This window comes from Caenimonas soli (assembly GCF_013155545.1).
Lineage (GTDB): Bacteria > Pseudomonadota > Gammaproteobacteria > Burkholderiales > Burkholderiaceae_C > Ramlibacter > Ramlibacter soli.
In genome coordinates this window covers 195101-217646 of the sequence record NZ_JABJVV010000002.1, presented here as the reverse complement: position 1 = coordinate 217646, position 22546 = coordinate 195101, and the positions used below count along the sequence as shown (strand labels likewise).

Annotated in this window: 21 protein-coding genes; 11 read left to right on the top strand and 10 right to left on the bottom strand. The window is 66.0% G+C overall.

The window, feature by feature from the left end:
• Positions 1-37 precede the first annotated feature (37 nt).
• Complete coding sequence (locus HNE04_RS04400) at positions 38-976, bottom strand: LysR family transcriptional regulator (protein WP_172217122.1); 939 nt, start codon at positions 974-976, stop codon at positions 38-40.
• A gap of 165 nt (positions 977-1141) precedes the next feature.
• On the opposite strand from HNE04_RS04400, the gene HNE04_RS04395 reads away from it, so the two are divergent.
• Positions 1142-2422 carry an aspartate aminotransferase family protein gene (locus HNE04_RS04395; protein ID WP_172217391.1) on the top strand — a complete coding sequence of 427 codons (1281 nt, stop codon included), beginning with the start codon at positions 1142-1144 and terminating at the stop codon, positions 2420-2422.
• Positions 2423-2454: 32 nt separating this feature from the next.
• On the opposite strand, the gene HNE04_RS04390 is transcribed toward HNE04_RS04395, so the two are convergent.
• From HNE04_RS04390 to HNE04_RS04355, 8 genes are read right to left on the bottom strand one after another with little or no spacing between them, the layout of a single operon-like run.
• Complete coding sequence (locus HNE04_RS04390; protein WP_172217120.1) at positions 2455-3312, bottom strand: amidohydrolase family protein; 858 nt, start codon at positions 3310-3312, stop codon at positions 2455-2457.
• 7 nt (positions 3313-3319) lie between these two features.
• On the bottom strand, positions 3320-4438 hold the full coding sequence (locus HNE04_RS04385) for an ABC transporter ATP-binding protein (protein WP_235964777.1): 1119 nt from the start codon (positions 4436-4438) through the stop codon (positions 3320-3322).
• Between the two features lie 2 nt (positions 4439-4440).
• Positions 4441-6030, bottom strand: a complete 1590-nt coding sequence (locus HNE04_RS04380; protein WP_172217118.1) for a phytoene desaturase family protein — start codon at positions 6028-6030, stop codon at positions 4441-4443.
• On the bottom strand, positions 6027-7691 hold the full coding sequence (locus HNE04_RS04375) for a class I adenylate-forming enzyme family protein (protein WP_172217116.1): 1665 nt from the start codon (positions 7689-7691) through the stop codon (positions 6027-6029). The genes HNE04_RS04380 and HNE04_RS04375 overlap by 4 nt, the downstream gene beginning before the upstream one ends.
• 9 nt (positions 7692-7700) lie before the next feature.
• Positions 7701-8552 carry an ABC transporter permease gene (locus HNE04_RS04370; RefSeq protein ID WP_172217114.1) on the bottom strand — a complete coding sequence of 284 codons (852 nt, stop codon included), beginning with the start codon at positions 8550-8552 and terminating at the stop codon, positions 7701-7703.
• On the bottom strand, positions 8549-9388 hold the full coding sequence (locus HNE04_RS04365) for an ABC transporter permease (RefSeq protein WP_172217112.1): 840 nt from the start codon (positions 9386-9388) through the stop codon (positions 8549-8551). The genes HNE04_RS04370 and HNE04_RS04365 overlap by 4 nt, the downstream gene beginning before the upstream one ends.
• Before the next feature lie 22 nt (positions 9389-9410).
• Positions 9411-10463, bottom strand: coding sequence for an ABC transporter substrate-binding protein (locus tag HNE04_RS04360; protein ID WP_172217110.1), 1053 nt, complete (start codon positions 10461-10463; stop codon positions 9411-9413).
• A 40-nt stretch (positions 10464-10503) separates the two neighbouring features.
• Entirely contained in the window at positions 10504-11994 is a 1491-nt protein-coding gene (locus HNE04_RS04355; RefSeq protein ID WP_407926584.1) for an aldehyde dehydrogenase, read from the bottom strand.
• A 110-nt stretch (positions 11995-12104) separates the two neighbouring features.
• On the opposite strand from HNE04_RS04355, the gene HNE04_RS04350 reads away from it, so the two are divergent.
• The gene (locus HNE04_RS04350) at positions 12105-13031 is read left to right on the top strand and encodes a LysR family transcriptional regulator (RefSeq protein ID WP_172217108.1); all 927 of its coding nucleotides are present in this window, start codon (positions 12105-12107) and stop codon (positions 13029-13031) included.
• A gap of 26 nt (positions 13032-13057) precedes the next feature.
• Here HNE04_RS04350 and HNE04_RS04345 read toward each other — a convergent pair whose 3' ends face one another.
• Positions 13058-13969 carry a LysR substrate-binding domain-containing protein gene (locus HNE04_RS04345; RefSeq protein WP_172217106.1) on the bottom strand — a complete coding sequence of 304 codons (912 nt, stop codon included), beginning with the start codon at positions 13967-13969 and terminating at the stop codon, positions 13058-13060.
• A gap of 179 nt (positions 13970-14148) precedes the next feature.
• Between HNE04_RS04345 and HNE04_RS04340 the strand changes: the two genes are divergently transcribed.
• The 9 genes from HNE04_RS04340 to HNE04_RS04300 are packed head-to-tail and all read left to right on the top strand — an operon-like array spanning position 14149 to position 22488.
• Positions 14149-15216 carry an ABC transporter substrate-binding protein gene (locus HNE04_RS04340; protein ID WP_172217104.1) on the top strand — a complete coding sequence of 356 codons (1068 nt, stop codon included), beginning with the start codon at positions 14149-14151 and terminating at the stop codon, positions 15214-15216.
• A gap of 43 nt (positions 15217-15259) precedes the next feature.
• The gene (locus HNE04_RS04335; protein WP_172217102.1) at positions 15260-16327 is read left to right on the top strand and encodes an ABC transporter ATP-binding protein; all 1068 of its coding nucleotides are present in this window, start codon (positions 15260-15262) and stop codon (positions 16325-16327) included.
• On the top strand, positions 16320-17240 hold the full coding sequence (locus HNE04_RS04330; protein WP_235964776.1) for an ABC transporter permease: 921 nt from the start codon (positions 16320-16322) through the stop codon (positions 17238-17240). The genes HNE04_RS04335 and HNE04_RS04330 overlap by 8 nt, the downstream gene beginning before the upstream one ends.
• A gap of 27 nt (positions 17241-17267) precedes the next feature.
• Positions 17268-18065, top strand: coding sequence for an ABC transporter permease (locus tag HNE04_RS04325; protein WP_172217100.1), 798 nt, complete (start codon positions 17268-17270; stop codon positions 18063-18065).
• Positions 18066-18075: 10 nt separating this feature from the next.
• Entirely contained in the window at positions 18076-19206 is a 1131-nt protein-coding gene (locus HNE04_RS04320; protein WP_172217384.1) for an NAD(P)/FAD-dependent oxidoreductase, read from the top strand.
• Positions 19196-19573, top strand: coding sequence for a (2Fe-2S)-binding protein (locus tag HNE04_RS04315; protein ID WP_172217098.1), 378 nt, complete (start codon positions 19196-19198; stop codon positions 19571-19573). The genes HNE04_RS04320 and HNE04_RS04315 overlap by 11 nt, the downstream gene beginning before the upstream one ends.
• Complete coding sequence (locus HNE04_RS04310; protein WP_172217096.1) at positions 19563-20978, top strand: FAD/NAD(P)-dependent oxidoreductase; 1416 nt, start codon at positions 19563-19565, stop codon at positions 20976-20978. The genes HNE04_RS04315 and HNE04_RS04310 overlap by 11 nt, the downstream gene beginning before the upstream one ends.
• Positions 20968-22110, top strand: coding sequence for an NAD(P)/FAD-dependent oxidoreductase (locus HNE04_RS04305; RefSeq protein ID WP_172217094.1), 1143 nt, complete (start codon positions 20968-20970; stop codon positions 22108-22110). The genes HNE04_RS04310 and HNE04_RS04305 overlap by 11 nt, the downstream gene beginning before the upstream one ends.
• A gap of 24 nt (positions 22111-22134) precedes the next feature.
• Positions 22135-22488 (top strand): RidA family protein, encoded by a 354-nt coding sequence (locus HNE04_RS04300; RefSeq protein WP_172217092.1) that lies wholly within the window; start codon positions 22135-22137, stop codon positions 22486-22488.
• The last annotated feature ends 58 nt before the right edge of the window (positions 22489-22546 follow it).

The following is a 22546-nucleotide window of genomic DNA, read 5'->3' as shown; positions in this document are numbered from 1 at the left end:
TCAAGGGTATTCCCCGCATAGCAGCGCTTATAGAGGCTCAGCGTGCGTGGGCGCGCACCAGGCAGTCACGAAACGCCTGAGCGGCGCGCGCCGGCGCGGGCGACTTGCGCATGACGCAGACGAAGTCGCAGCCGTAGCGGAACACTTCCGGGCGGATCGCGCGCATCCGCCCGCTCTTTTCGAACACGTCGGCATAGTGGTCGGGCAAAAACCCCAGGAAATGGCCGGAAAGGATCAGGATGGCGATGGCCTCCTGGTCCAGCCCTGTCGCGGCGCGCCTCAGTCCCGCGCGCTGGCTCGCTTCCATGTTGGGTGAGTGGTAGCCGAGCCCGGTGAACTTGTGTTCGGCCAGCGCCTTCCAGTCCAGGGCGGAATGCCGGCCCTTGAACAGGGGGTGGTTCTCACCGCAGTAGAGAAGCATCGTCTCATCGAAGAGCTTGTCGTAGGCCAGGCTTTCCGAATTGCGGTGCGCCGGGATGATCCCGACGTGCAGGCTGCCGTCGATCAGCTTCCGCTCTATCGCGCTGATGGTCGACACCCGGATCTGCAGGCTCACTTCCGGTGCGCTGTCAGCGAACATCGCGATCGCTTCGCCGATGCGTGCCGCGGGATTTGTCGCGGTCTTGTCGAAGATGCCGATTTCCAGCTGGCCGCCCATGCGGCGATGGATGTCGTCCACGCCCAGCAGGAACGAATCCGTGGCATCGAGCAGGCGCGTGGTCTCCTCGTACACGCGCTGGCCTTCCGCCGTCAGTGCGAAACCGGAGCGGCCGCGCCGGCACAGCGTGAGCCCGAGCCGGGTTTCCAGGTCCTTCACCTGGCGGCTGATTGTCGAGATACCGACGTTGAGGTGCAGTTCGGCAGCGGCCATGCCACCGCAGTCCGCAACAGTCCTGAAGACTTTCAGAAGGCGCAGGTCGGAGTCGCCGAGCTGGCCGATGGGCGGCCTGGGCGAAGTGGCAGATCTTGGTTTCATGCGGAGGCAAGTGAACCTTAACATTCTCCCATTTATCGGGGAGCCGGTCGTCTGGAGAATGGATCCTATAACTTTGACCCGGAGATCACCTTGAACCTTCTCGACACACTGGACGCCCCTGCCGCCGCCGTCCGCAAGGACGCCGCCTGGCTCGACGCGCACTGGATGCCCTTCACCGCCAACCGGCAGTTCAAGGCCGACCCGCGCCTCATCGTCGAAGCGAAGGGTGCTTACTACACGGACAGCGATGGGCGGAAGATCTTCGACGGCCTGTCGGGCCTGTGGTGCTGCGGACTTGGGCATTCGCGCCCCGAGATCACCGAAGCAGTCAGCCGCCAGATTGCGAAGCTGGACTATTCGCCTGCGTTTCAGTTCGGGCACCCCGCATCATTCGAGCTGGCCAATCGGCTCAAGGACCTCACGCCCGAAGGGCTTGACTACGTGTTCTTCACCGGCTCCGGCTCCGAGTCCGCCGACACCTCGCTGAAGATGGCTCGTGCGTACTGGAGGGCGAAGGGCATGGCGAGCAAGACGCGCCTGATCGGCCGCGAGAAGGGCTACCACGGCGTCAACTTCGGCGGCATCTCGGTGGGAGGCATCGGCGGCAACCGCAAGACTTTCGGGCAGGCGGTGGAAGCAGACCACCTGCCGCACACGCAGCTGGCGTCCAACTCGTTTTCACGAGGCGAGCCGCAATCAGGCGTGGAACTGGCCGACCGTCTGCTGGACCTGATCGCGTTGCACGATGCGAGCAACATCGCAGCCGTGATCGTCGAGCCGTTCTCGGGATCGGCCGGGGTCGTGGTTCCGCCTAAGGGTTACCTGAAGCGCCTGCGCGAGATCTGCACCGCGCACAACATCCTGCTGATCTTCGACGAGGTGATCACGGGTTTCGGCCGTGCGGGCGCAATGACGGGCGCCGAAGCATTCGGCGTGACGCCGGACATCATGAACGTGGCCAAGCAGGTGACGAATGGCACCCAGCCGCTGGGTGCCGTGATCGTAAGCAAGGACATCTACGACACATTCATGGCCACTGGCGGCCCGGAGTACATGCTGGAGTTTCCCCATGGGTACACCTATTCGGCGCACCCGGTGGCATGTGCGGCGGGCAACGCGGCGCTGGACGTGCTAGTGAAGGAAGACATGGTCGGCCGCGTGCGCAGCCTCGCGCCCTACTTCGAGGAAGCAGTCCATTCGCTCAAAGGCCAGCGTCACGTCGCCGATATACGCAACTACGGCCTGGCTGCGGGGCTGACGATCGCGCCGTTGGCCGGCGAACCGGCGCGGCGGCCGTACGAGATCGCCATGGCGTGCTGGAAGAAAGGCTTCTACGTGCGCTACGGCGGCGACACGATCCAGCTCGCCCCGCCGTTCATTGCGGAACGCGCGGAGATCGATCGCCTGATCAACGCGTTGGGCGATGTGCTCAATGAAGTGGCATAAGAGACTGTCGATAGCAATCAAACCCCGGTGGTTTAACGGCGGAGAAAGTTCTTCGCGTTCCCTTTCAGCCACAGGTCCTGGATGTCGCCCGGCAACTGAAGGTCGTGCAGTTCCTGCAGGGAGCGCTCGACCGGCATCATCGGATACCCCGAGCCGAAGATCATCCTGCCCTTGAGGATCGTCTTGCCATACTGCAGCAGCGCCTCGTAACCGGAGTTCGGCAGCGCCAGCAGCTTCGGCCGCATGGCAACGATGCCGATCCACAGGTTGGGGTGACGCCAGGCCACGGCCAGCAGTTCACTGACCCAGGGCCATCCCGGCGGGGAGGCGCACACCCGCAGCTCCGGGAAATGCATCAGCACTTCGTCGAGCGCCGCGGGGTGCCCGAACGTGGCGGCCGTCGCCGTGGAGAAGTTCATGCCGCAATGGATGTTCACCGGGATGTCCAGCTCGACGCACTTGGCGTACAGCGGGTAGAGCAGCTTGTCGTTGATCGGCAGCTTGTGTTCGAACCCCTGGATGTTCAGCCCGCAAAGCCCGAGTTCGCGAACGGCGTGTTCCAGTTCGCGCACCGCCGCCATGCCGCGGTGGGGGTCGACGCCCGCGAACCCGATGAAGCGATCACCGTGCGACTTGCAAAAGGCCGCCACCGCCTCGTTGGGAATCTTCACGCCAAAGGTCGAGGTGAGGTCGCGTGCCTTGAGCACTACGGCCTCGGCGCCCAGCCTCTCATAGGTGGCCAGGTAATCCTGCAGTGCCTCCGGCCCGAGTTCCTTGTCCACCAGTGCCTCGCTCGATGCATAGACGCGGCGGTAGTTTTTCAGGTGTTCGGTGGGGGGCAGTGTCAGCTCGGGCACGGGCGGCCGGCTGGAGAAATCGATGAAGGTCATGGCACGCTCACTGAGCCGGCAGGACCAGCGCGTCGCGCCAGTTCCAGGTGAGGAACACTTCATGTCCCGGCAGGTGCGTCCTGCGTCGGGCATGGTTGGCTTCCTGCACGATCACTTCGCGTCCCGCGAGCGAGACATAGTGCTTCACGACGCCGCTCAGCACGATCGAGTCGCGCAGGGTGCCGCGAACCACATTCGCGCCGGGCGCGGCGCTCGTGCTCATGGTGACGTTCTCAGGCCGCACCAGCACGGTGAACCCGGCGCCCTCGCCGGCGAGGAAGTCCGGGCGCATGGCCTGCAGCTCGCCCACCGGGCTGTCGAGCCGCACGGTGTCGCCGTCGATGGCGCGCAGCGTCGCGGGGAACAGGTTGGCTTCTCCCATGAAGTCCGCTGCGAACACCGTCCGCGGCCTGAAGTACAGGTCCGCGGGCGCGCATTGCTGCTCGATGCGGCCGCCGTTCATCAGCACGATGCGGTCCGACAGGGTGAGCGCTTCATCCTGGTCATGCGTCACGTTCAGCATGGTGATGCCCAGTTCGCTGTGGATGCGCTTGATCTCCAGCTGCATCTGCTCGCGCAGCTTCTTGTCCAGGGCGCCGAGCGGCTCGTCCAGCAGGATGAGCGACGGGTTGTAGACGATGCATCTGGCCAGCGACACGCGCTGTTGCTGCCCGCCGGAGAGTTCGCGCGGCCGGCGCTGCGCGATGTCCGGCAGACGGATCAGCTTGAGCACATCATGGACCTTCTGCTCGATCTGCGCGCGAGCCATCTTGCGAACGCGCAACGGGAATGCGATGTTGTCGAACACCGTCATGTGCGGCATCAGCGCGTAGTTCTGGAACACCATTCCCAGGCCGCGCTCGCTCGGAGCCAGGTGCGTCGCATCGCGGCCGTCGATGACCACTTGCCCGCTGGTCGGCTGGGCCATTCCCGCGATGATGTTCAGGAGCGTCGTCTTGCCCGAGCCGCTAGGCCCGAGCAGGGTGACGAATTCGCCCTTGGCGACCGTCAGGTCGATCTCCGAGAGCGCGGCCGCCGCGCCGTACTGCTTGCTCACGGATCGCAGTTCGACCATCGGTGCAGACGCAGCCGGGGTTCCATCTTTGCTGGATAGGGGTTCGCTCATGTTCATGACGAGTGCCTGGATAGGATGGCCTTGGCGGCGTTGTAGCCCGGGACGCCGGTGACGCCGCCGCCTGGATGGGTCGATGCGCCGCACTGGTACAGGCCGTGGATCGGTGTGCGGTAATCCGCGTAGTGCCGCACGGGCCGGCGAAAGAAGATCTGGTCCGCGCTCAGCTCGGCATGATGGACATGGCCATGCGGGAGGCCGAAGATGCACTCGAAATCGACCGGCGTGAGCAGTTGCTCGTGCGCGATCGTTGAAGTGAAGCCGGGGGCGAACTCTTCCAGCGTCTCGAATGCCGCGCTGCGCAAATCCCCGCGTGCCTCATCCCAGCTGCGACCGCGCAGGAAGTAGGGTGCATGCTGGCCCATGATGCTCATCACGTGCTTGCCCGCGGGGGCGAGTGACGGGTCCACCACGCTGGGCGTCACGATCGTCATCACCGGCCGGCGTGCGAAGTCCCCGTACTTGGCCGGATCAAACGCCTTTTCGATGTAGTCGGTGTTCGGCCCGATCCGCACTTGCGCCGGATAGGGAAAGCCATGCGCGGCGGCGTCGAAGCCCCTGAACGTGGGCAGGCTGTGGAGGGCGAGGTTCAGCTTGAACACGGTGGAGTCGTCGCGGATGTGGGATACCTCCTGGAGGAACCCATCCGGCAGTTGCTCAGGCTGCACCAGTTGCCTGAAAAGCGTTTGCGCGCTCGCGTTGGAGATGACCATCTTCGCGTCTATACGTTCGCCGCTCTCGAGCACCACGCCCGCGGCCCGCCCGTTCTCGACGAGGACCGAAGCGACCGGGGCGCCCTTGCGAATCTGCATGCCGTGCGCCGTCCCGGAAGCCGCGATGGCATTGGAGATGGAACCCATGCCGCCTTGCACGAAGCCCGTCCCGCCCGCCGCCGTCGTGTTGTCGCGCACAAAGCCGCGAAGGAGGACATAGGCCGAACCCGGCGAGCGGATGCCCGAATTCGCCCCGCCGCCCGAGGCGTAGAAGCCGAGCGCCGCGCGCATCTCGTCGGATTCGAACCAGCGCGCCAGGTAGTCGTAGGCGCTGAGGGTCATGGAGTCGTACAGGTCGTATAGCCTGTCGCGCATGCCCCGGTGCCGCCAGCTGAGCTGCACGAGCCGCAGCAGGTCGCCCACGCCTTTCATTTCGAGTTCGGGCGGCGCTTCGAAGAGCAGGTCGCGAAACAGCAAGCCCAGGCGCTGCATGTGCTGGCGATAGCGCGGGTAAGCCTGCGCGTCGTGCCGGGAGAAGGCCGCGATCTGCTCGCACGTGCGGTCCAGGTCGTCATGGAACACCAGGCTGCGGCCGTGGTCGAGCGGCATGAACATCGGCGGCGGCTTCAGGATCCTGAAGCCATGCCGCTGCAGTTCGAGATCAAGGATGATGCGTGGCTGCAGCAGCGCCATGGTGTAGGAGGCCGTCGAGAGCAGGAACCCCGGCCACAGCTCCTCGGTGACGGCCGCGCCGCCGACCAGGTCCCTGCGCTCGGCCACGAGCACCTTGCGGCCCGCGCGCGCCAGGTAGGCGCCGCACACCAGGCCGTTGTGGCCGCCGCCGATGATCACCGCATCGAATGCGTCTTTCATGCTTGTTCCCGCACTGCCGGGGATCCCAGCCAGGCATCCCCGATGCGGTCGAACGTGTGTTCGTCGGGCCGCAATGCCTCGGACTTCAGCACCTGTTTCGCGATCTTCAGCGACGCCGTCTTGGGAAGCGCCGCGCGGAAGCTGTAGTAGCGCGGCACCTTGAAGCGGGCCAGCTGCGCCAGGCAGATGGCGATCACCTCGTCCAGCACTTCCCGCGTCGGCTGCACGCCCTCCTTGAGCACAAGATAGGCCTTCACCTCTTCCCCGCGCACTTCGTCGGGCACGCCGATCGCCGCGGACTCCAGGACGCTGGGCGCGCTGTTGAGGACGGCTTCCACTTCGCGCGCGGCAATGTTTTCCGAGCTGCGCCGGATCATGTCCTTCACGCGGCCAACGATGTAGAAGTAGCCGCGTTCGTCACGCCGAAACAGGTCGCCGGTATGGAACCAGCCGCCGCGCAACGCCTGCTGGCTGGCCTGCGCATTCTTGTAATAACCCGCGAGGATGCCCGGGCCGCGAATCAGCAGCTCACCCACTTCGCCCGGCGCCACCTCAGTGCCCTGCTCGTCGACGATCCTGCACTCGCGAAACGGCGACGGCTTGCCGCAGGACCCCGAGCCGGTCATGTCGCACGCCTCGATGGGCATGAACATGGCCGAGCCGACTTCCGTCATCCCGAATGCTTCGCGTGCGCAGAAGTCGAAGCGCTCTTCGAGCGCGGCATGGATACCCATCGGGACGCCATACACGTTTCCGCGGACAACCGTCGGCACGCCATCGTTGCCGGTCGTGGGCTGCTTGAACACCACATAGGGAAACAGGCAGAACTCAATGGCGAATTCGCGCAGCCACGAGGTGAAGCGCGACGCGCTCTGCCGGGCCGCGACGAACAGGCTGGCGCGCTGGTAGAGCGTCATCAGCAGCAACCATTGAGGGTCCATGTAGTAGAACGGCGTCGAGGCCAGGATGCGCTCGAACTTGCGCCCGTCCCGCATGGCGTTCACCTTGCCGCTAACGATCCAGTAGCGCTGCGTCAGCATGCAGCCTTTGGGGAAGCCGGTCGTGCCCGAGGTGTACTGGATGTTCAGCAGGTCATCGAGCCCTACCTCGGGAAGCTCGGGCTGTGCGGTGCACGCCGCCAGCGCGGTCCAGGGTGTGTAGCCGGCCGGGGCTGGGTCTCCCGCCACGGCGACGTGCGCGCGCTCCACCCGGATGTCGCCGGACTCGATGCCGGCTTCCACGGTGTCGAGGCGCGAGGCATCGAGCACGAGGTACTCGGCGTCGCTGTCGTTGAGGACGTACACCAGTTCCCGCAGTTGGTAGCCGACATTCACGGGGATCATCACGGCCCCGAGGACGCCGATCGCGAGCCAGGTCAGCGGAAACGCTTCGACGTTGGGCAGCATCACGGCCACGTGGGTGCCCTTGCGGATGCCGAACGATTGCAGGCCAGCCGCGAGCCGCATCACTCGCGCATACATCTCGGCGTAGCTGGCGCGTTCACGGCTTTCGAAGAAGTTCCACAGAACCTTGCCGCCGGCTTCGCCCGCCGCCTGCGAAATCAGTTCGTGGATGTTCCGGGGAAGCGGCTCCGCCTCGATGCGGCGGCGCCGCTCGTCGAAGTCGGGGACGGGGTAGGCGAGTGTGGTTTGGCGTGTCATGGGATTGGATCAGCGGCTCGGTGAAGCGGCCTGCGCGGCACTGCTGCGCTTTTGCAGCGCGGACAGAAGGGCGCAGACCCCGAGGGAAAGCAAGGTGAGGAGCGTCGAGACGGCGGCGAGCACAGGCGACACCTCCCACTTGATGGCGCTGTACATCTTCACGGGCAGCGTCTGGCTGGCGGGGCCTGTCAGGAAGTAGGCCACCACCACCTCATCGAAGGAGATCAGGAAGGCGAACAGGGTGCCCACCAGCATCGGGCCGTATATCTGGGGCAGCACCACGCTGACGACGATGCGCAGCCGGCTCGCGCCCATCAGCATCGCCACCGTCTCCAGCGCTGGGTCGGTCTGCTTGAGCCCGGCCATGAGGCTGATGAAGGCATAAGGCACGACCAGCATGGCATGGGCAAACACCAGGCCCGCGGTGGACCCGATGATCCGCATGGACGTGAGGTGCATGTAGAGCCCGAGGCCCAGGATGATCACCGGCACCAGCATCGGGGCCATCAACGCCACCTCCGCGACGCGGGCGAATCGAGAGGCGCTGCGTGACAGCGCATAGGCCGCCGGCAGTGCGATCAGCAGCGACAGCACGGCGGTGAGCGCGCCCACCAGAAGGCTCTGCACGGCGGCCGACCACCACGCGCTTTGCGTGAAGAACTCGCGGTACAGGTGCAGCGAGAGGTCGCGCGGGGGAAACTGCATCTCCTGCGTCCCGTTGAGGGATACCGGGATCACGATCAGGCTCGGCAAGATGAGGAAGAGGTAACCGGCCCAGGCGGCGACACTGCCCCCCCGCCGCCACCAGGCCTCGCTGCGCGTCAGCGGCGCGGCGGAGGCAGTGCTTTCTCCCTTGCTCATGCCATAACCCCTTCGTTGCGGCGCACGCGCAGCAACAGCGCGATCAACATCGCGGAGAGCAGCAGCAATACGATGGCGATGGCGGAAGCCAGCGCCCAGTCCAGCGTCTGCCGCGTGTAGAAGTCCACCAGGTTCGCCATCATCATGTCCTTGCGGCCGCCGAGCAGGGCCGGCGTGATGTACATGCCCATGGACAAGGTCATGGACATCAGGAAGCCCGCCATGACCCCCGGAAGCGAGAGTGGTAGCGTGACCGAGAGGAAGATGCGCAGCGGCCCGGCGCCCATGATCTGCGCGACGCGGTGGAGGCTGCGGTTCTGCGCGAGCAGGCTGGCCAGCACCGGGAACACGACGAAAGGCAGCAGGAAGTTGGCCATGCCGATCACCACCCCGAGCCGGTTGTAGATCATCTCGGTGCGGCTGCCTTCGCCCACTATCTGCACCAGCGCCTGATTGATGATTCCCTGCTCGCCCAGGATGATGCCGAACGCGTAGCTCTTCACGAGGATGCTGGTCCAGAACGGGAGCATCACCATCGCAAGATAGAGCGTGCGCCTGCGCGGCTCCAGCCCCGAAAGGTGCAGCGCGAGCAGGTAGCCGAGCAGCACGCTCACCAGCGTCGATGCGAGGCTGATCTCCAGCGTGTTGCCCAGCACCCGGAAAAAGAGCGTGCTGCCCGCCAGCTTGCGATAGGCCTCCAGCGACAGCGCGCCGGTGCCGTCATGCAGGCTCGTCCAGATCACCAGCCCGAGCGGGTAGGCGAACATCGCGAGCAAGAGCGCCGCGACGGGGAGCAGCAGCAAGATGGTGGCACGCAGGCCGAGCTGGTGGTTCATGGGCGAAGGCTGTAGCCGGACCTCAGGTCAGCATCCACTCCGTGAAGCGTTTTTGCAGCGCGTCGTAGTTGTCGGCCCACCAGGCGTCGTTGACGATCACGTTGTTCGGGTTCGTGGCATCCGGCATGTAGCGGCGTGCCTCGGACTGCACGAGTGGTTGCGCCTTGCGCGAGTTGGGCGCGAAGTACAGGGCATTGGCGAATGCCGCCTGGCGGTCGGGGCGCAGGCAGAAGGCGACGTAACGCATCGCGGCTTCGCGGTTTTTCGAGTGCTTGGGTACGGCCAGGTACTCCAGGCTGTTGATCATCTGCTGGCGCGAGATATCGACGGAGCTGCCGGCTTTCTGCGCGGGAACGACGCGGCTCAGGTAGGTGAACGAGAAGTCGATCTCGTTGCTCGTGAGCAGCGTGATGGTCTCGGGCGTCGTCTCGATCCACTTCTTCACGAAGGGCTTGATCCGGTCCATCGCCTTGAAGCCGCGCTCGATGTCGAGCGGGTAGAGCTTGTCCGGCGCGACTCCGTCCGCGACCAGCGCCATCTCCAGCGTCTCCGGGATGCGGTTGCGCAGGCCGCGGCGGCCGGGGAACGCCTTGCCGTCCCACAGGTCTTTGAACGTCATCGGACGTTTGCCTTCGGGCACGCGCTTCGGGTCGAAGGCGATCCCCCCGCCGTACAGGTAGGTGCCCACATAGTTGCGGCCGCCGGGGGAGATCAGGTCCGACGTATCGACGATCGAGCGGTCGATGTCTTCCCACAGGCCCTGCTTCGCGCCGGCAGTGATCTGCGGGCCGATGCTATCGAACACGTCCCACTGCACGTTCCGGCTTTCGACCTGCACCTTCATCTTCGTGAGGTCGGCGTTGTTCACGAGCGTGACCGGAACGCCGGTTTCCTTCGTGAAGGGGTCGGCGAACACATCCTTGATTCCCTTTTCATAGGCTCCGCCCCAACAGGTGACGACCAGCGGGTTCGCCGCGGCTGCCGTGCGGGGCAGCAACGCTGCGCCTGCGATGGCCGATGCGGCCCCGAGAAACTGGCGGCGGGAAGGTTCGAGGCGGTTCAGTCGCGTGGTCATGGATTTCTCCTTGGGTGGTGAGTGGGGGCGGGTACTGATCTCAGGCAGCGGTCCAAACCGCCTTCCAGTCCATATACTTGTCGAAAGCGTGCATGGATTTGTCGCGACCGGAGCCGGATTGCTTGAAGCCGCCAAAGGGTGCCGACATATTTCCCTTGTCGAAGCAATTGATCCACACGACACCCGCGCGCAGTGCCTTGGCGGCTTTCTGGGCGCTGCGGATGTCGCGCGTCCAGATCCCGGCGGCGAGTCCGTAGATGGTGTCGTTGGCCACCTTCAGCGCCTCGTCCAGGGAACGCACGGAGATTGTCGCCAGCACCGGGCCGAAGATCTCCTCCTGTGCAATCCGCATTCCACTGCCGACCCCGTCGAACACGGCGGGCTCGATGAAGTACCCTCCGGATTCCTCGCGTGCGCGACCACCCCCGACGAGAAGCCTGGCGCCTTCGTCGCGGCCGGTTTTGACGTACCCCATCACGGAGCTGAGCTGCTGCTGGCTCACGATCGCTCCTAGGCGGGTGGCGGGGTCGAGCGGATCGCCTGGCCGCAGGTCGCGGGCGATTGCGACCACACGCTCGAGCAGCTGCGCGCGAATGGGCTCTTCCACGATCAGGCGGGAGCCTGCGTTGCAAACCTGGCCCGCATTGCTGAAGATGCCTGCGGCCACCGCGCGTGCGGCGCCATCGAGGTCGTCGCAATCAGCCAAGACGATGTGCGGGCTCTTGCCTCCGCACTCGAGGCCAATGCGCTTGATGTTTGACTCGCCGGAGTACTTCATGAACAGCTTGCCCACGGCCGTCGAACCGGTGAAGCCGACCGCATCCACGTCCATGTGCAGGCCCAGCGCGCGGCCCGCGGTTTCGCCGTAGCCCGTCACCACGTTCAGCACGCCGGGCGGCAGCCCGGCTTCCATCCCGAGCTGCGCGATTCGCACGGCGGTGAGTGGCGACTGCTCCGCGGGCTTGAGGATGACGGAATTTCCCGCCGCGAGTGCGGGCCCGAGCTTCCAGGCGGCCATCGAAAGCGGGTAGTTCCACGGCACCACGGCGGCCACCACTCCGATCGGCTCGCGCACGACGATCGCGGTGAAGTCGTGCGGCGTCGGCGCCACTTCCCCGTAGAGCTTGTCGATGGCTTCGGCATACCACTGGATGCAGCCAATGGCACTGGGCAGGTCGCCAGTGAAGCTGTTGGTGATCGGCTTGCCGACATCGAGGGTTTCGAGCAGCGCGAGCTCCTCGCTGTGCGATGCCATCAGCTCGGAAAAGCGCAGCAGGATGCGCTTGCGGTCCGCCGGCGCCATCCTCGACCAGATGCCCGAGTCGAATGCCTTGCGAGCGGATGCCACGGCCAGGTCGACGTCGGCGACGTCGCATTCGGCGACTTCGCAGATCGCCTGGCCCGTGGCCGGGTTGATGTTGGCGAACGTCTTGCCGGAGAGGGCGTGGCGGTAGGCGCCGTCGATGAAAGCACGTCCTTCGGGTTGGAGCTTCGCGGCGCGAGCACTCCAGTCTTCTCTGGTCATCGTCATGCTGGGGGAACCCTTCCAAGGCGGATTGCGGTGGTGATGCAGGCAGAGTCTAGGAATCCGAATCCATTACGTCCAATACAATTTGCGAACATTCCCGGAAACTGAAAGTTATGGTTAACGTTCGCCATCTCGCAGTGTTTCGTGCCGTGGCCAAGACGGGGTCCGTATCCGGGGCCGCGCGTGTCCTGCACATTTCCCAGCCCGCAGTCACCAAGACCTTGCACCTGCTGGAAGAAGAGCTCGGCCTGCAGCTGTTCCAGAGGATCAAGGGGCGCCTGTTGATCACGCCCGAGGCCCAGGCGCTGCTGCCCCAGGTGGAGCGCCTCTTCGGCCAGGTCGATGCCGTGCACCAGTACACGCAGGAGATTCGCAGCGGCCACGTCGGCAGCCTCACGGTTGCGAGCGTGGCCACCTTGTCCTCGACCATTGTCGCGACGGCGATCAGCCGTTTCAGCGCCGGGCACCCCAAGGTCCTCTTCGATCTGCGCGCGCAATCGACCCGCCAGGTGATCGAGTCCGTGAGGAACAACCAGGCCGACGTGGGTGTGATCGACGTGTCCGAGGGCGGCTCGGACATGGACGTCACCGAGCTGTGCCGGGCGGACCTGGGCTGTGTGATGCGGCACGACCATCCGCTCGCATCGCTGCGTCTGATCTCGCCCGCCGACCTGGCGGGCGAGACCATCATCACCTTTGCCGAGGACACGCAGATGGGCTGGGCGGTGCGCGATGCGCTCAGGAAGAAGAAAAGCTCATCGGTGATCCTGTTCACCGTGAACCAGACCTTCTCGGCGTACGCGCTCGCGCAGTCGGGATCCGGCGTCGCGCTGGTGGATCCGTTTCCATTGCTGCTGGGCGTGTTTCCAGAACTGAAGGTGCGGCCCTTCCGCCCCTCGATCCACAGCCGGCCGCACGCGCTGATCGGGAACTCGCGGCCGGCCTCGATGATCGCGCGTGAATTCGTCAAGGAACTGCGGGAAGTCGCGAATGAGTTCGCCTTGCGTTCCGAGGCGTTGATGCGCCCGCAGGCTCAGTGATGGGCGGGCTTTTGCGGAAGGAGAACCTACTTCATCACCAGCCGAGGATCCAGCTCGGCTATGGCGAACTTGCGCACATGCGCAATGAAGGACTCGACCAGCTTGGGGGGCGTGCGCTGTAAGGGCATCAGCACCGAAAACTCCAGCGGCACCAACGGCTCGAAGGGAATGAAGCGCAGGTCGTTCCCCTTGTATTCCGTGGCCGTGATCGCATCGACCAGCGAGATGCCCAGGCCTGCCGCCACCAGTGAACACAGCGCGGCCGAGACCTGGCTCTCCACCTGCGCCGGTTTGTATTTCACGCCATAGGCCGCGAACATGGCGTCGATCAGCAGCCGCGTGCCGATATGGCTGGGGTGCGAAAGAAAAAGTTCGCCTTCGATGTCGGCCGGTACCACCACTTCGCGGCCCGCCAGGCGATGGCCGACGGGTACGGCGCACACATGGGCGGTCGACAACAGGTTGTCTCCGTGCGTGCCGGTATGGCTGATGGAGAGGTTGACGATGCCCACGTCGCAGCGCTGGCCGATCACCATGTCCACGATGCTGCGTGAGTCGTACACCCCCAGCGTGATCTTGATCTCGCCATGGTCCTTGAGGAAATGCGCGATCGCACGGGGCATGAAGGACAGCGCAATCGACGGCGGCGCGGCCACATGCAGCGTGCCGCGCTGCTGCGTCTTGATGGCGTGGGCCGCGCGCGCAATGCGCTCGACGCCGATCAGCGAGCGGTTGACCTCCTCGTACAACAGCTGCGCCTCGGTCGTCGGGTGCAGGCGCCCGCGCGAGCGTTCGAAGAGCGGGAAACCCACGCTTTCTTCCAGGTCGGCGAGCAGGCGCGTGACGGCCGGCTGGGAGATGAACAGCATATCGGCCGCACGCGTGACGGTCTGGCACAGCATGGTGGCGCGGAAGGCTTCGAGTTGTCTCAGGCGCAAGGGATAACCCCGAAAAAATCATAACACAGTGTTATGGATGAAAAAAATAATGGTATTGGTTTTACCTCAGACTGCCATTTACCATTCATTTCGTCAGTGTAGTGGCGGGTTGTGCGGTCGTGATTGTCCCATAACCTGGTGTGCAAAATTAGTGCGTCGGGCGCCCCACGATGGACCGGATGCACCGTTATGGAGAAACCCTGGTGATAGCAAAATTCCTGAGCGCGCCGCTTGCCGCGACCGTCGCCTTGGCTTGCGTGGGCCTTGTCCACGCGCAATCCGTTCCCACTCTCTACGTCGGCTCTTACGGCGGCTCCAGCGAGAAGCTGTTCAAGGAAAAGATCATCCCGGCCTTCGAGGCCGCACACAAGGTCAAGATCGTCTACGTCGCCGGCAACTCCACCGACACGCTGGCCAAGCTGCAGGCCCAGAAGGACAAGCAGGAGCTGGATCTCGTCATCCTCGACGACGGCCCGATGCAGCAGGCCGTCCAGTTCGGCTTCTGCGACAAGGTCAAGGACGCGCCGATCTACAAGGACCTCTACCCGTTGGCCCGCATCGACGACCGTTCCATGGCTGTCGGCGCCGTCGCCACGGGTCTGGCGTACAACACCGAAGCTTTCAAGAAGGCCGGCTTGCCCAAGCCCGATTCATGGAACGTCCTTACCGATAAGAGGTTCAAGCAGAAGCTGGCCATCCCGCCGATCTCCAACACCTACGGCCTGCAGGCGCTGATCATGTACGCCAGGATGCGCGGCGGCAACGAGACGGCCATAGACCCCGGCTTCACCGCCATGACCAAGGAAGTGGCGCCCAATGTGCTGGCCTGGGAGCCGTCGCCGGGCAAGATGACCGAGCTGTTTCAGAACGGCGACATCAACCTGGCGGTGTGGGGCAGTGGCCGCGTCGAGTCTTTCAAGGCCACCGGATTCCCCATCGAATTCGTCTACCCCAAGGAAGGCGCGATGGCGCTGCTGATCACCGCCTGCCCGGTCGTCCACAGCGACGTGCCCGAGCAGGCCCAGGCCCTGCTGCAGTATCTGATGACGCCTGAAGTGCAGGCCTGGCAGGCCGACACCCAGGGCTGGGGCCCGGTCAACAGCAAGGTCAAGCTCGCCCCCGCCATCGCCGCCAAGGTGCCTTACGGCCCGGCGCAGATCGGCAAGCTGCTGCCGACCAACTGGTCCGTTGTCAATGAGAAGCGCGGCGAGTGGACCAATCGCTGGAACCGCACGATCGAACGCTGATGCGCTGATTGATTTCTTCGGCCGCACCTGGGAACCCGACACCATGACTTTCCTCTCCCTCAGAAAGCTCACCAGGCACTTCGACGATTTCGTCGCGGTCGAGTCGCTGGACCTGGACATCGAGCGGGGCGAATTTATCTCGCTGCTAGGCCCTTCGGGTTGCGGCAAGACCACCACCCTGCAGATGATTGCCGGCTTCGTGAGCCCCACGCGCGGCAGCATCGTGCTCGAAGGCCAGGACATCACCGCCCTGCGTCCTGAAAAGCGCGGCATGGGTGTGGTGTTCCAGAGCTATGCGCTGTTTCCCCACATGACGGTTGAAGCCAACGTAGGGTTCGGCCTGGAGATGCGCGGCATGGGCCGAAGCGAGCGCGCCCAGCGCATCGGCGAGACGCTGGACCTGGTGCGCCTGGGCGGCCTGGGCAAGCGCTTCACGCGCGAGCTCTCCGGCGGCCAGCGCCAGCGCGTCGCCATCGCCCGCGCCCTGGCCGTCCGCCCGCAGCTGCTGCTGCTCGACGAGCCCATGTCCAATCTCGACGCCAAGCTGCGCGAAGACATGCATATCGAACTGCGCGCCATCCAGCGCCACCTGGGCATCACCACCTTGCTGGTCACGCACGACCAGGTCGAAGCCATGACCATGAGCGACCGCATCGCCGTCATGCACGGCGGCAAGATCGTGCAGCTGGCCGTGCCTTTCGAAGCCTACGAGCAGCCCGGCTCGCCCTTCGCATCGGCCTTTCTCGGCAAGACGAATTCACTGCACGGGCGCATCGTCGCCAGCAACCAGCGCTGCGCCGTCGTCAATGTGAACGAGCGCCAGTTGCACATCCCGCACGGCGGCCGCAGCCTCGACGGCGATGTGCACGTCTTCGTGCGGCCTGAAAAGCTCCGCCTGGGCGCGGCCGGCGACGGCCTGCCGGGCCAGGTCAAGACGCGCGTCTTCCTGGGCAACCACTGGATGCTCCAGGTCGACACCGCGATGGGCCTGATGAGCGTGAGCCTGCCCAACATCGGCGAGGTGCCGCCCGCAGAAGGCAGCGCCGTCGGCGTGAGCTGGTCGGACGACGACCTGCGCGTGCTGCCCCGGCAAGAGGTGGATCATGGCTGAAGCGACCGTCGCCGTGCCCGCACCCGGCGCTGCGCTGCGGCGCCGCAAATCTACCGAAGGCGCCGGCGCTGCGCCCTGGCTCCTGGCCTCTCCCGCGCTGCTGCTGTTCATCGGCCTGCTGCTGGTGCCGCTGGCGCTGACGGTCCTGCTTTCCTTCCACGCCTTCGACGGTGCTCGCGGCGTGCTGCCCGACTACACCTGGCGCAGCTATGTCGAAGTGTTCTCCGATGGCTATTACCACGAGATCTTCCTGCGCACCGGCGCCTTGGCGCTGGGCGTGACCTTGCTGTGCGTGGTCTTCGGCGTGCCGGAAACCCTGATTCTCGCGCGCATGAAAAGCCCCTGGCGTGCGCTCTTCCTCATTGTCATCCTCGGGCCGCTGCTGATCTCGGTCGTGGTGCGCACGCTGGGCTGGGCCATCCTCTTCGGCAACAACGGGCTGATCAACAGCACGCTGATGGCGCTGGGCATCACCAGCGAGCCGCTGCGCCTGCTCTTTAGCATGACGGGCGTGGCGATTGCGCTGACCCATGCGCTGATTCCCTTCATGGTGATCTCGGTCTGGGCCAACCTTCAGAAGCTCGACCCGCAGGTCGAGAACGCGGGCCTGTCGCTGGGCGCCCCGCCCCTCCAGGTGTTCTTGCGCGTGATGCTGCCGCAGCTGCTGCCCGGCATCCTCTCGGGCTGCATCATCGTCTTCGCGCTCGCGGCCTCGGCCTTCGCCACACCGGCCCTGCTGGGCGGGCGCAAGCTCAAGGTGGTGGCAACCGCTGCCTACGACGAGTTCCTCAACACGCTGAACTGGCCGCTGGGCGCCACCATCGCCGTCCTGCTCCTCCTGGCCAACGTGGTCATCATCCTCGGTGCCAACCGCTGGGTGGAGCGCCGCTTCAGCCAGGTCTTCGACGCCTGACCCCGGCAAGCATTCAAAGAACTTCCCATGCGCAAGAACGGTTTCTTCTCGCTGCTCTATCACGCCATCTTCATCGGCTTCATCATCGCGCCGCTGGTGGTGGTGATGCTGGTGTCCTTCACCAGCCAGGGCTTCATCTCCATGCCCTTCGCCGAAGGTTTCTCGCTGCGCTGGTTCCGGGCGATTCTCGACTCCACAGAGATCATCCGGGCCTTCTGGTTCTCGCTATGGCTGGGCCTGGCCTCGGCCGCCATCGCCACCCTGCTGGCCGTGCCGGGCGCGCTGGCGCTCACCCGCTACAAGTTCCCGGGCCGTGGCGCGCTGATGGCCTTTTTCATGTCGCCGCTGATGATCCCGCACGTGGTGCTGGGCGTGGCCTTCCTGCGCTTCTTCACGACGATCAACGTGACCGGCTCCTTCATCTGGCTGGCCGCGACGCACGTCATCGTGATCATTCCCTACGCGCTGCGCCTCGTGCTGTCGTCGGCCACCGGGCTGGATCGCGATGCCGAATGGGCCGCACTCTCGCTGGGCGCTTCCCGCCTCACCGCCTTCCGGCGCGTGGTGCTGCCTCTCATCGTTCCGGGTGTGGCCGGCGGCTGGATGCTGGCCTTCATCCAGAGCTTCGATGAGCTCACCATGACGGTCTTCGTCGCCACGCCGGGCACCACCACGCTTCCCGTCGCCATGTATAACCAGATCGCCCAGACCATCGATCCGTTGGTCGCCGCCGTCGCCACCGTGCTCATCGTCGGCACGCTGGCCGTCATGGTCATCATGGACCGCCTCGTCGGCCTGGACCGCGTGCTGATCGGCAAGAACTGAACCCCGCATGATGAACATCAGCGACATCATCGTCATCGGCGGGGGCCTCGTCGGCAGCGCCGTCGCCTATGGATTGGCACGCCAGGGCGCCAAGGTCACCCTGCTCGATGAAGGCGACCAGGCCTTCCGTGCCTCGCGCGGCAACTTCGGCCTCATCTGGGTGCAGGGCAAGGGCTTCGGCATGACGCCTTACGCCCGCTGGACGCGCTTGTCGGCCGGCCTCTGGCCGCAGCTTGCGAATGCCCTGTTCGACGACACCGGCATCGACGTGCGCCTGGAGCAGCCTGGCGGCTTCTGCTTCACCTTCTCCGACGAAGAGCAGGAAGAGCGCCGAAGGCGCCTGCAAGCCATCCAGGACGAACTCTCGGGCGACTACCCCTTCGAGATGCTCGGCCGGCAGGAGGCCATCGCCCGCGTGCCAGCCTTGGGCCCCGCGGTGACCGGTGCGAGCTACACGCCCATGGACGGCCACACCAACCCGCTCAAGCTGCTGCGCGCCTTGCATGCGGCCAACCTCGAGCGCCGCGTCCACTACGTCAGCGGCCAGCCGGTGAAAACCGTGACGGCACAGCTGCGCGCCGGCGGCAGCCTCTTCACCGTCGAAGGCCGTTGGCAGGCGCCGCGTGTGGTGCTGGCTGCCGGCCTCGGCAACCCGGGCCTGGCCGAGCAGCTTGGCCTGTACGCGCCCGTGGTGCCCAACCGTGGACAGGTGCTCATCGGCGAGCGCACCGCGCGTTTTCTGGAGCACCCCACGCTCAATGTGCGGCAGACCGACGAGGGCACCATCCAGCTTGGCGACTCGATGGAAGAAGTCGGCTTCAACGACAACGTCACCACCGGCGTGATGGCCAGCATCGCCCGGCGCGGCGTGCGCACCTTCCCCGTGCTCGCCGGCCTGCGCCTCGTCCGGGCCTGGGGCGCCCTGCGTGTCATGACCCCCGATGGTTTTCCCATCTACGAGGAGTCGCCGAAGCACCCCGGCGCCTTCGTCACCACCTGCCACAGCGGCGTCACGCTCGCTGCCGCGCACGCGTTCCGCGTCGCGCCTTGGGTCGCCGGCGCGTCGCGGCCCGAAGAGATCGGCGTCTTCCAGGCGGGCCGTTTCTCGAACCCCAACTACCGTCCCAGCCATGCCCACTGATTCGCTGTTCCAACCGCTGGCTCAGGCCGGCGCTTCTGCCAATGCGACTGTCGCCGTCACCCTCAACGGCCAGCCGCTGCAGGTGCCCGTGGCCTCCAGCGTGGCGGCCGCCCTGCTGGCTGCCGGCGTCAAGCGCTTTCGCAACTCGCCGGTGTCGGGCGACGGCCGCGCACCCTACTGCATGATGGGTGTGTGCTTCGAATGCCTGCTGGAGATCGACGGCGTGCCCAACCGCCAGGGCTGCCTGGTGCCGCTGGAGGCCGGCATGGCCATCCGCACGCAGGACGGCATGCGCGACCTGCTCGCCGAAGCCAGGAACCCGGCCCTGGCTCTCGCCCAAGCGGTGGAGGCGCCCCATGGCGTTTGAGGCATCCCCCGAGATGGCGCCCAGCCGCCCAGCCGACACCGTGGACATTGCCATCATCGGCGCCGGTCCCGCCGGCATGGCCGCGGCCGTTACCGCGCGCAAGCACGGCGCCAGTGTCGTGCTGCTCGACGAGCAGCCCGCCGCCGGCGGCCAGATCTACCGCGGCATCACCAATGCGCCTGCCAAGCGCCTGGATGTGCTCGGCCCCGATTACGGCGCCGGCGCGGCGCTGGCCAGGGACTTCACCGCCAGCGGCGCCCGCCACATCACTGGAGCCGCTGTCTGGCAGGTCACGGCCGAACGCCAGGTGCACTACCTGCAGGACGGCGGCGTGCGCTCCGTCCAGGCCCGCTGCGTGCTGCTGTGCACGGGAGCCATGGAGCGACCCTTTCCCATTCCGGGCTGGACCTTGCCCGGCGTGCTGACGGCCGGTGCCGCGCAGATCCTGCTCAAGGGCTCCGGCATGGCGCCCACCCAGCCCGTGGTGCTGGCCGGCTGCGGCCCGCTGCTCTACCTGCTCGGATGGCAGTACGTGCGCGCCGGCGTACCGATTGCCGCCATCGTCGACACCACCGACGGCACCGACTACCGCCGCGCCATCCGTCATGCGGGCGGTGCGCTGGCCGGATGGCGCTACCTGAAAAAAGGCCTGTCGCTGATGGCCGCGCTGAAGCAGGCCGGCGTGCCGTTCTACAAGGGCGCGACCGAGCTGCACGTTCTGGGCGAAGGCAAGGCCAGTGGCCTGGGCTTTGTCAGCGGCGGCACGCCGCGCAAGGTAGACAGCCCGCTGGTGCTGCTGCACCAGGGCGTGGTGCCGAACACGCAGTTCTCCTGGTCGCTGCGGGCCCGGCACGCATGGGACGAGGCGCAGCTCTGCTGGTCGCCCGTCACCGACACCTGGGGCGAGCTCGATGTGCCCGGCATCTTCGTCGCGGGCGACAGCAGCGGCATCGGCGGCGCCCGCGTGGCCGCGCTGCAGGGCGAACTCGCCGGCCTGGCTGCGGCCGCGCAAACCGGCAAGCTCGCCGTTCCTACACGGGACAGCCTGGCCGCGCCGCTGCGCGCCGAGATGCGCGAGCACCTTTTCATCCGCCCCTTCCTGGATGCGCTGTACCGCCCGAAGAAGTGCAACCGCATCCCGGCCGACGGCACCATCGTCTGCCGTTGCGAAGAGGTCACCGCCGGGGACATCCGTGGCTTCGTCGCGCTGGGTTGCACCGGCCCCAATCAGGCCAAGAGCTTCGGCCGCTGCGGCATGGGCCCCTGCCAGGGCCGGCAATGCGGCCTGACGGTCACCGAGGTGATCGCCGACGCGCGTGGCGTGCCGCCCGGCGAGACCGGCTACTTCCGCATCCGTCCGCCGATCAAGCCGATCACGCTGGGAGAGCTGGCGCGTGCGGCCTGAGCGCGGGCCGCCCCGAGGCAGCGACGTCATCGTCATCGGCGGCGGCTTTCACGGCACGTCGAGTGCCTTTCACCTGTCGCGCCGCGGCGCGAAGGTCACGCTGCTGGAAGCCGAGTACTGCGCGCGCCACGCCTCGGGCGTCAATGCCGGCGGCGTGCGCACGCTAGGCCGCCACCATGCGGAAGTGCCGCTGGCGCGCGCCTCGCTGGGTCTCTGGCATAACCTGCCCGAGTTGCTCGGTGAAGACGGCACCTTCGTGCCCAGCGGCCAGTTGCAGATCGCCGAAACGCCGCAAGAGCTGGACGCGCTGCGCCGCCGGGTGGCCGAGCTGAATGCGCTCGGCTTCACGCACGAAGTCATCGTCGATGCGCAGCAGGTGCGCGAGATCGCCCCGCGCCTGGCGCACCATGTGGTCGGCGGCATTTGGGTCAGGGACGACGGCCATGCCGTGCCCTATCGCGCCGTCACCGCGTTCCGCCTTGCCGCCCAGCGGCTGGGCGCGCAGTTCCATGAAGCCACGCCCGCGCAGACGATCGACCGCGTCGGCAACCAGTGGCGCGTCGCCACGCCGCGCGGCGTCTTCACTGCGCCGTGGCTGGTCAATGCAGCTGGCGCCTGGTCCGGCGACTTTGCCGCGCAGGCGGGCGACGTGGTGCCCATGAAGCCCGGCGGGCTGATGCTGATGATCACGCAGCGTGTGCCGCACTTCGTCGAGCCGGTGCTGGGCGCGGCCGGCCGGCCGCTGTCCTTCAAGCAGTTCGCCAACGGCACCGTGCTCATCGGCGGCGGCTTGCGCTGCGCGGCCGATGTGGTGCGCCGCCACGGCGAGGTCGATTTCATCAAGCTCTCGTCGAGCGCGCAGACGGTGACGGACCTGTTCCCGCACCTGGCCGGCATCAACGTCGTGCGCGCCTGGGCCGGCGTCGAGGCCTTCATGCCCGACGAGATTCCCGTCATCAGTCTGAGCAGCCGCGCTCCGCAACTGGTGCATGCGTTCGGCTTCTCGGCCCACGGCTTCGAGCTAGGCCCTATCGGGGGACAGATCGTCTCCGAGCTGGTGCTCGATGGGCGCAGCACCTTGCCGATCGCACCGTTTTCCGTGGACCGGTTCGCGCCGGTCGCCGTGCATTGACCAACCACAAAGAAGGACCATCCAATGTCTGACATCCAGCGCTACGAATCCACCCCCCGCCTGTCCCGCGTCGTCGTGCACAACGGCGTCGTCTACCTCGCCGGAATCACCTCGTCCGTACGTGACGGCGACATCAAGGTGCAGACGAAAAGCGTGCTCGACACCATCGACGCACGCCTGGCCAGCGTCGGCAGCAGCAAGGAAAAAATCCTGAGCGCACAGATCTGGCTCAAGGACATCGATCGCGATTTCACCGGCCTGAACGCCGCCTGGGAAGCCTGGGTTCCTGCCGCCGCGGCGCCGGCACGTGCGACCTGCGAAGCCAAGCTCGCCGCACCGGAACTGCTCGTGGAAATCATCGTCACTGCGGCGTTGTAAGCAACTCTTACCTCGGAGTTTCTGGCCGTGACAACGATTGGCCAGCGGAGCAAAATGG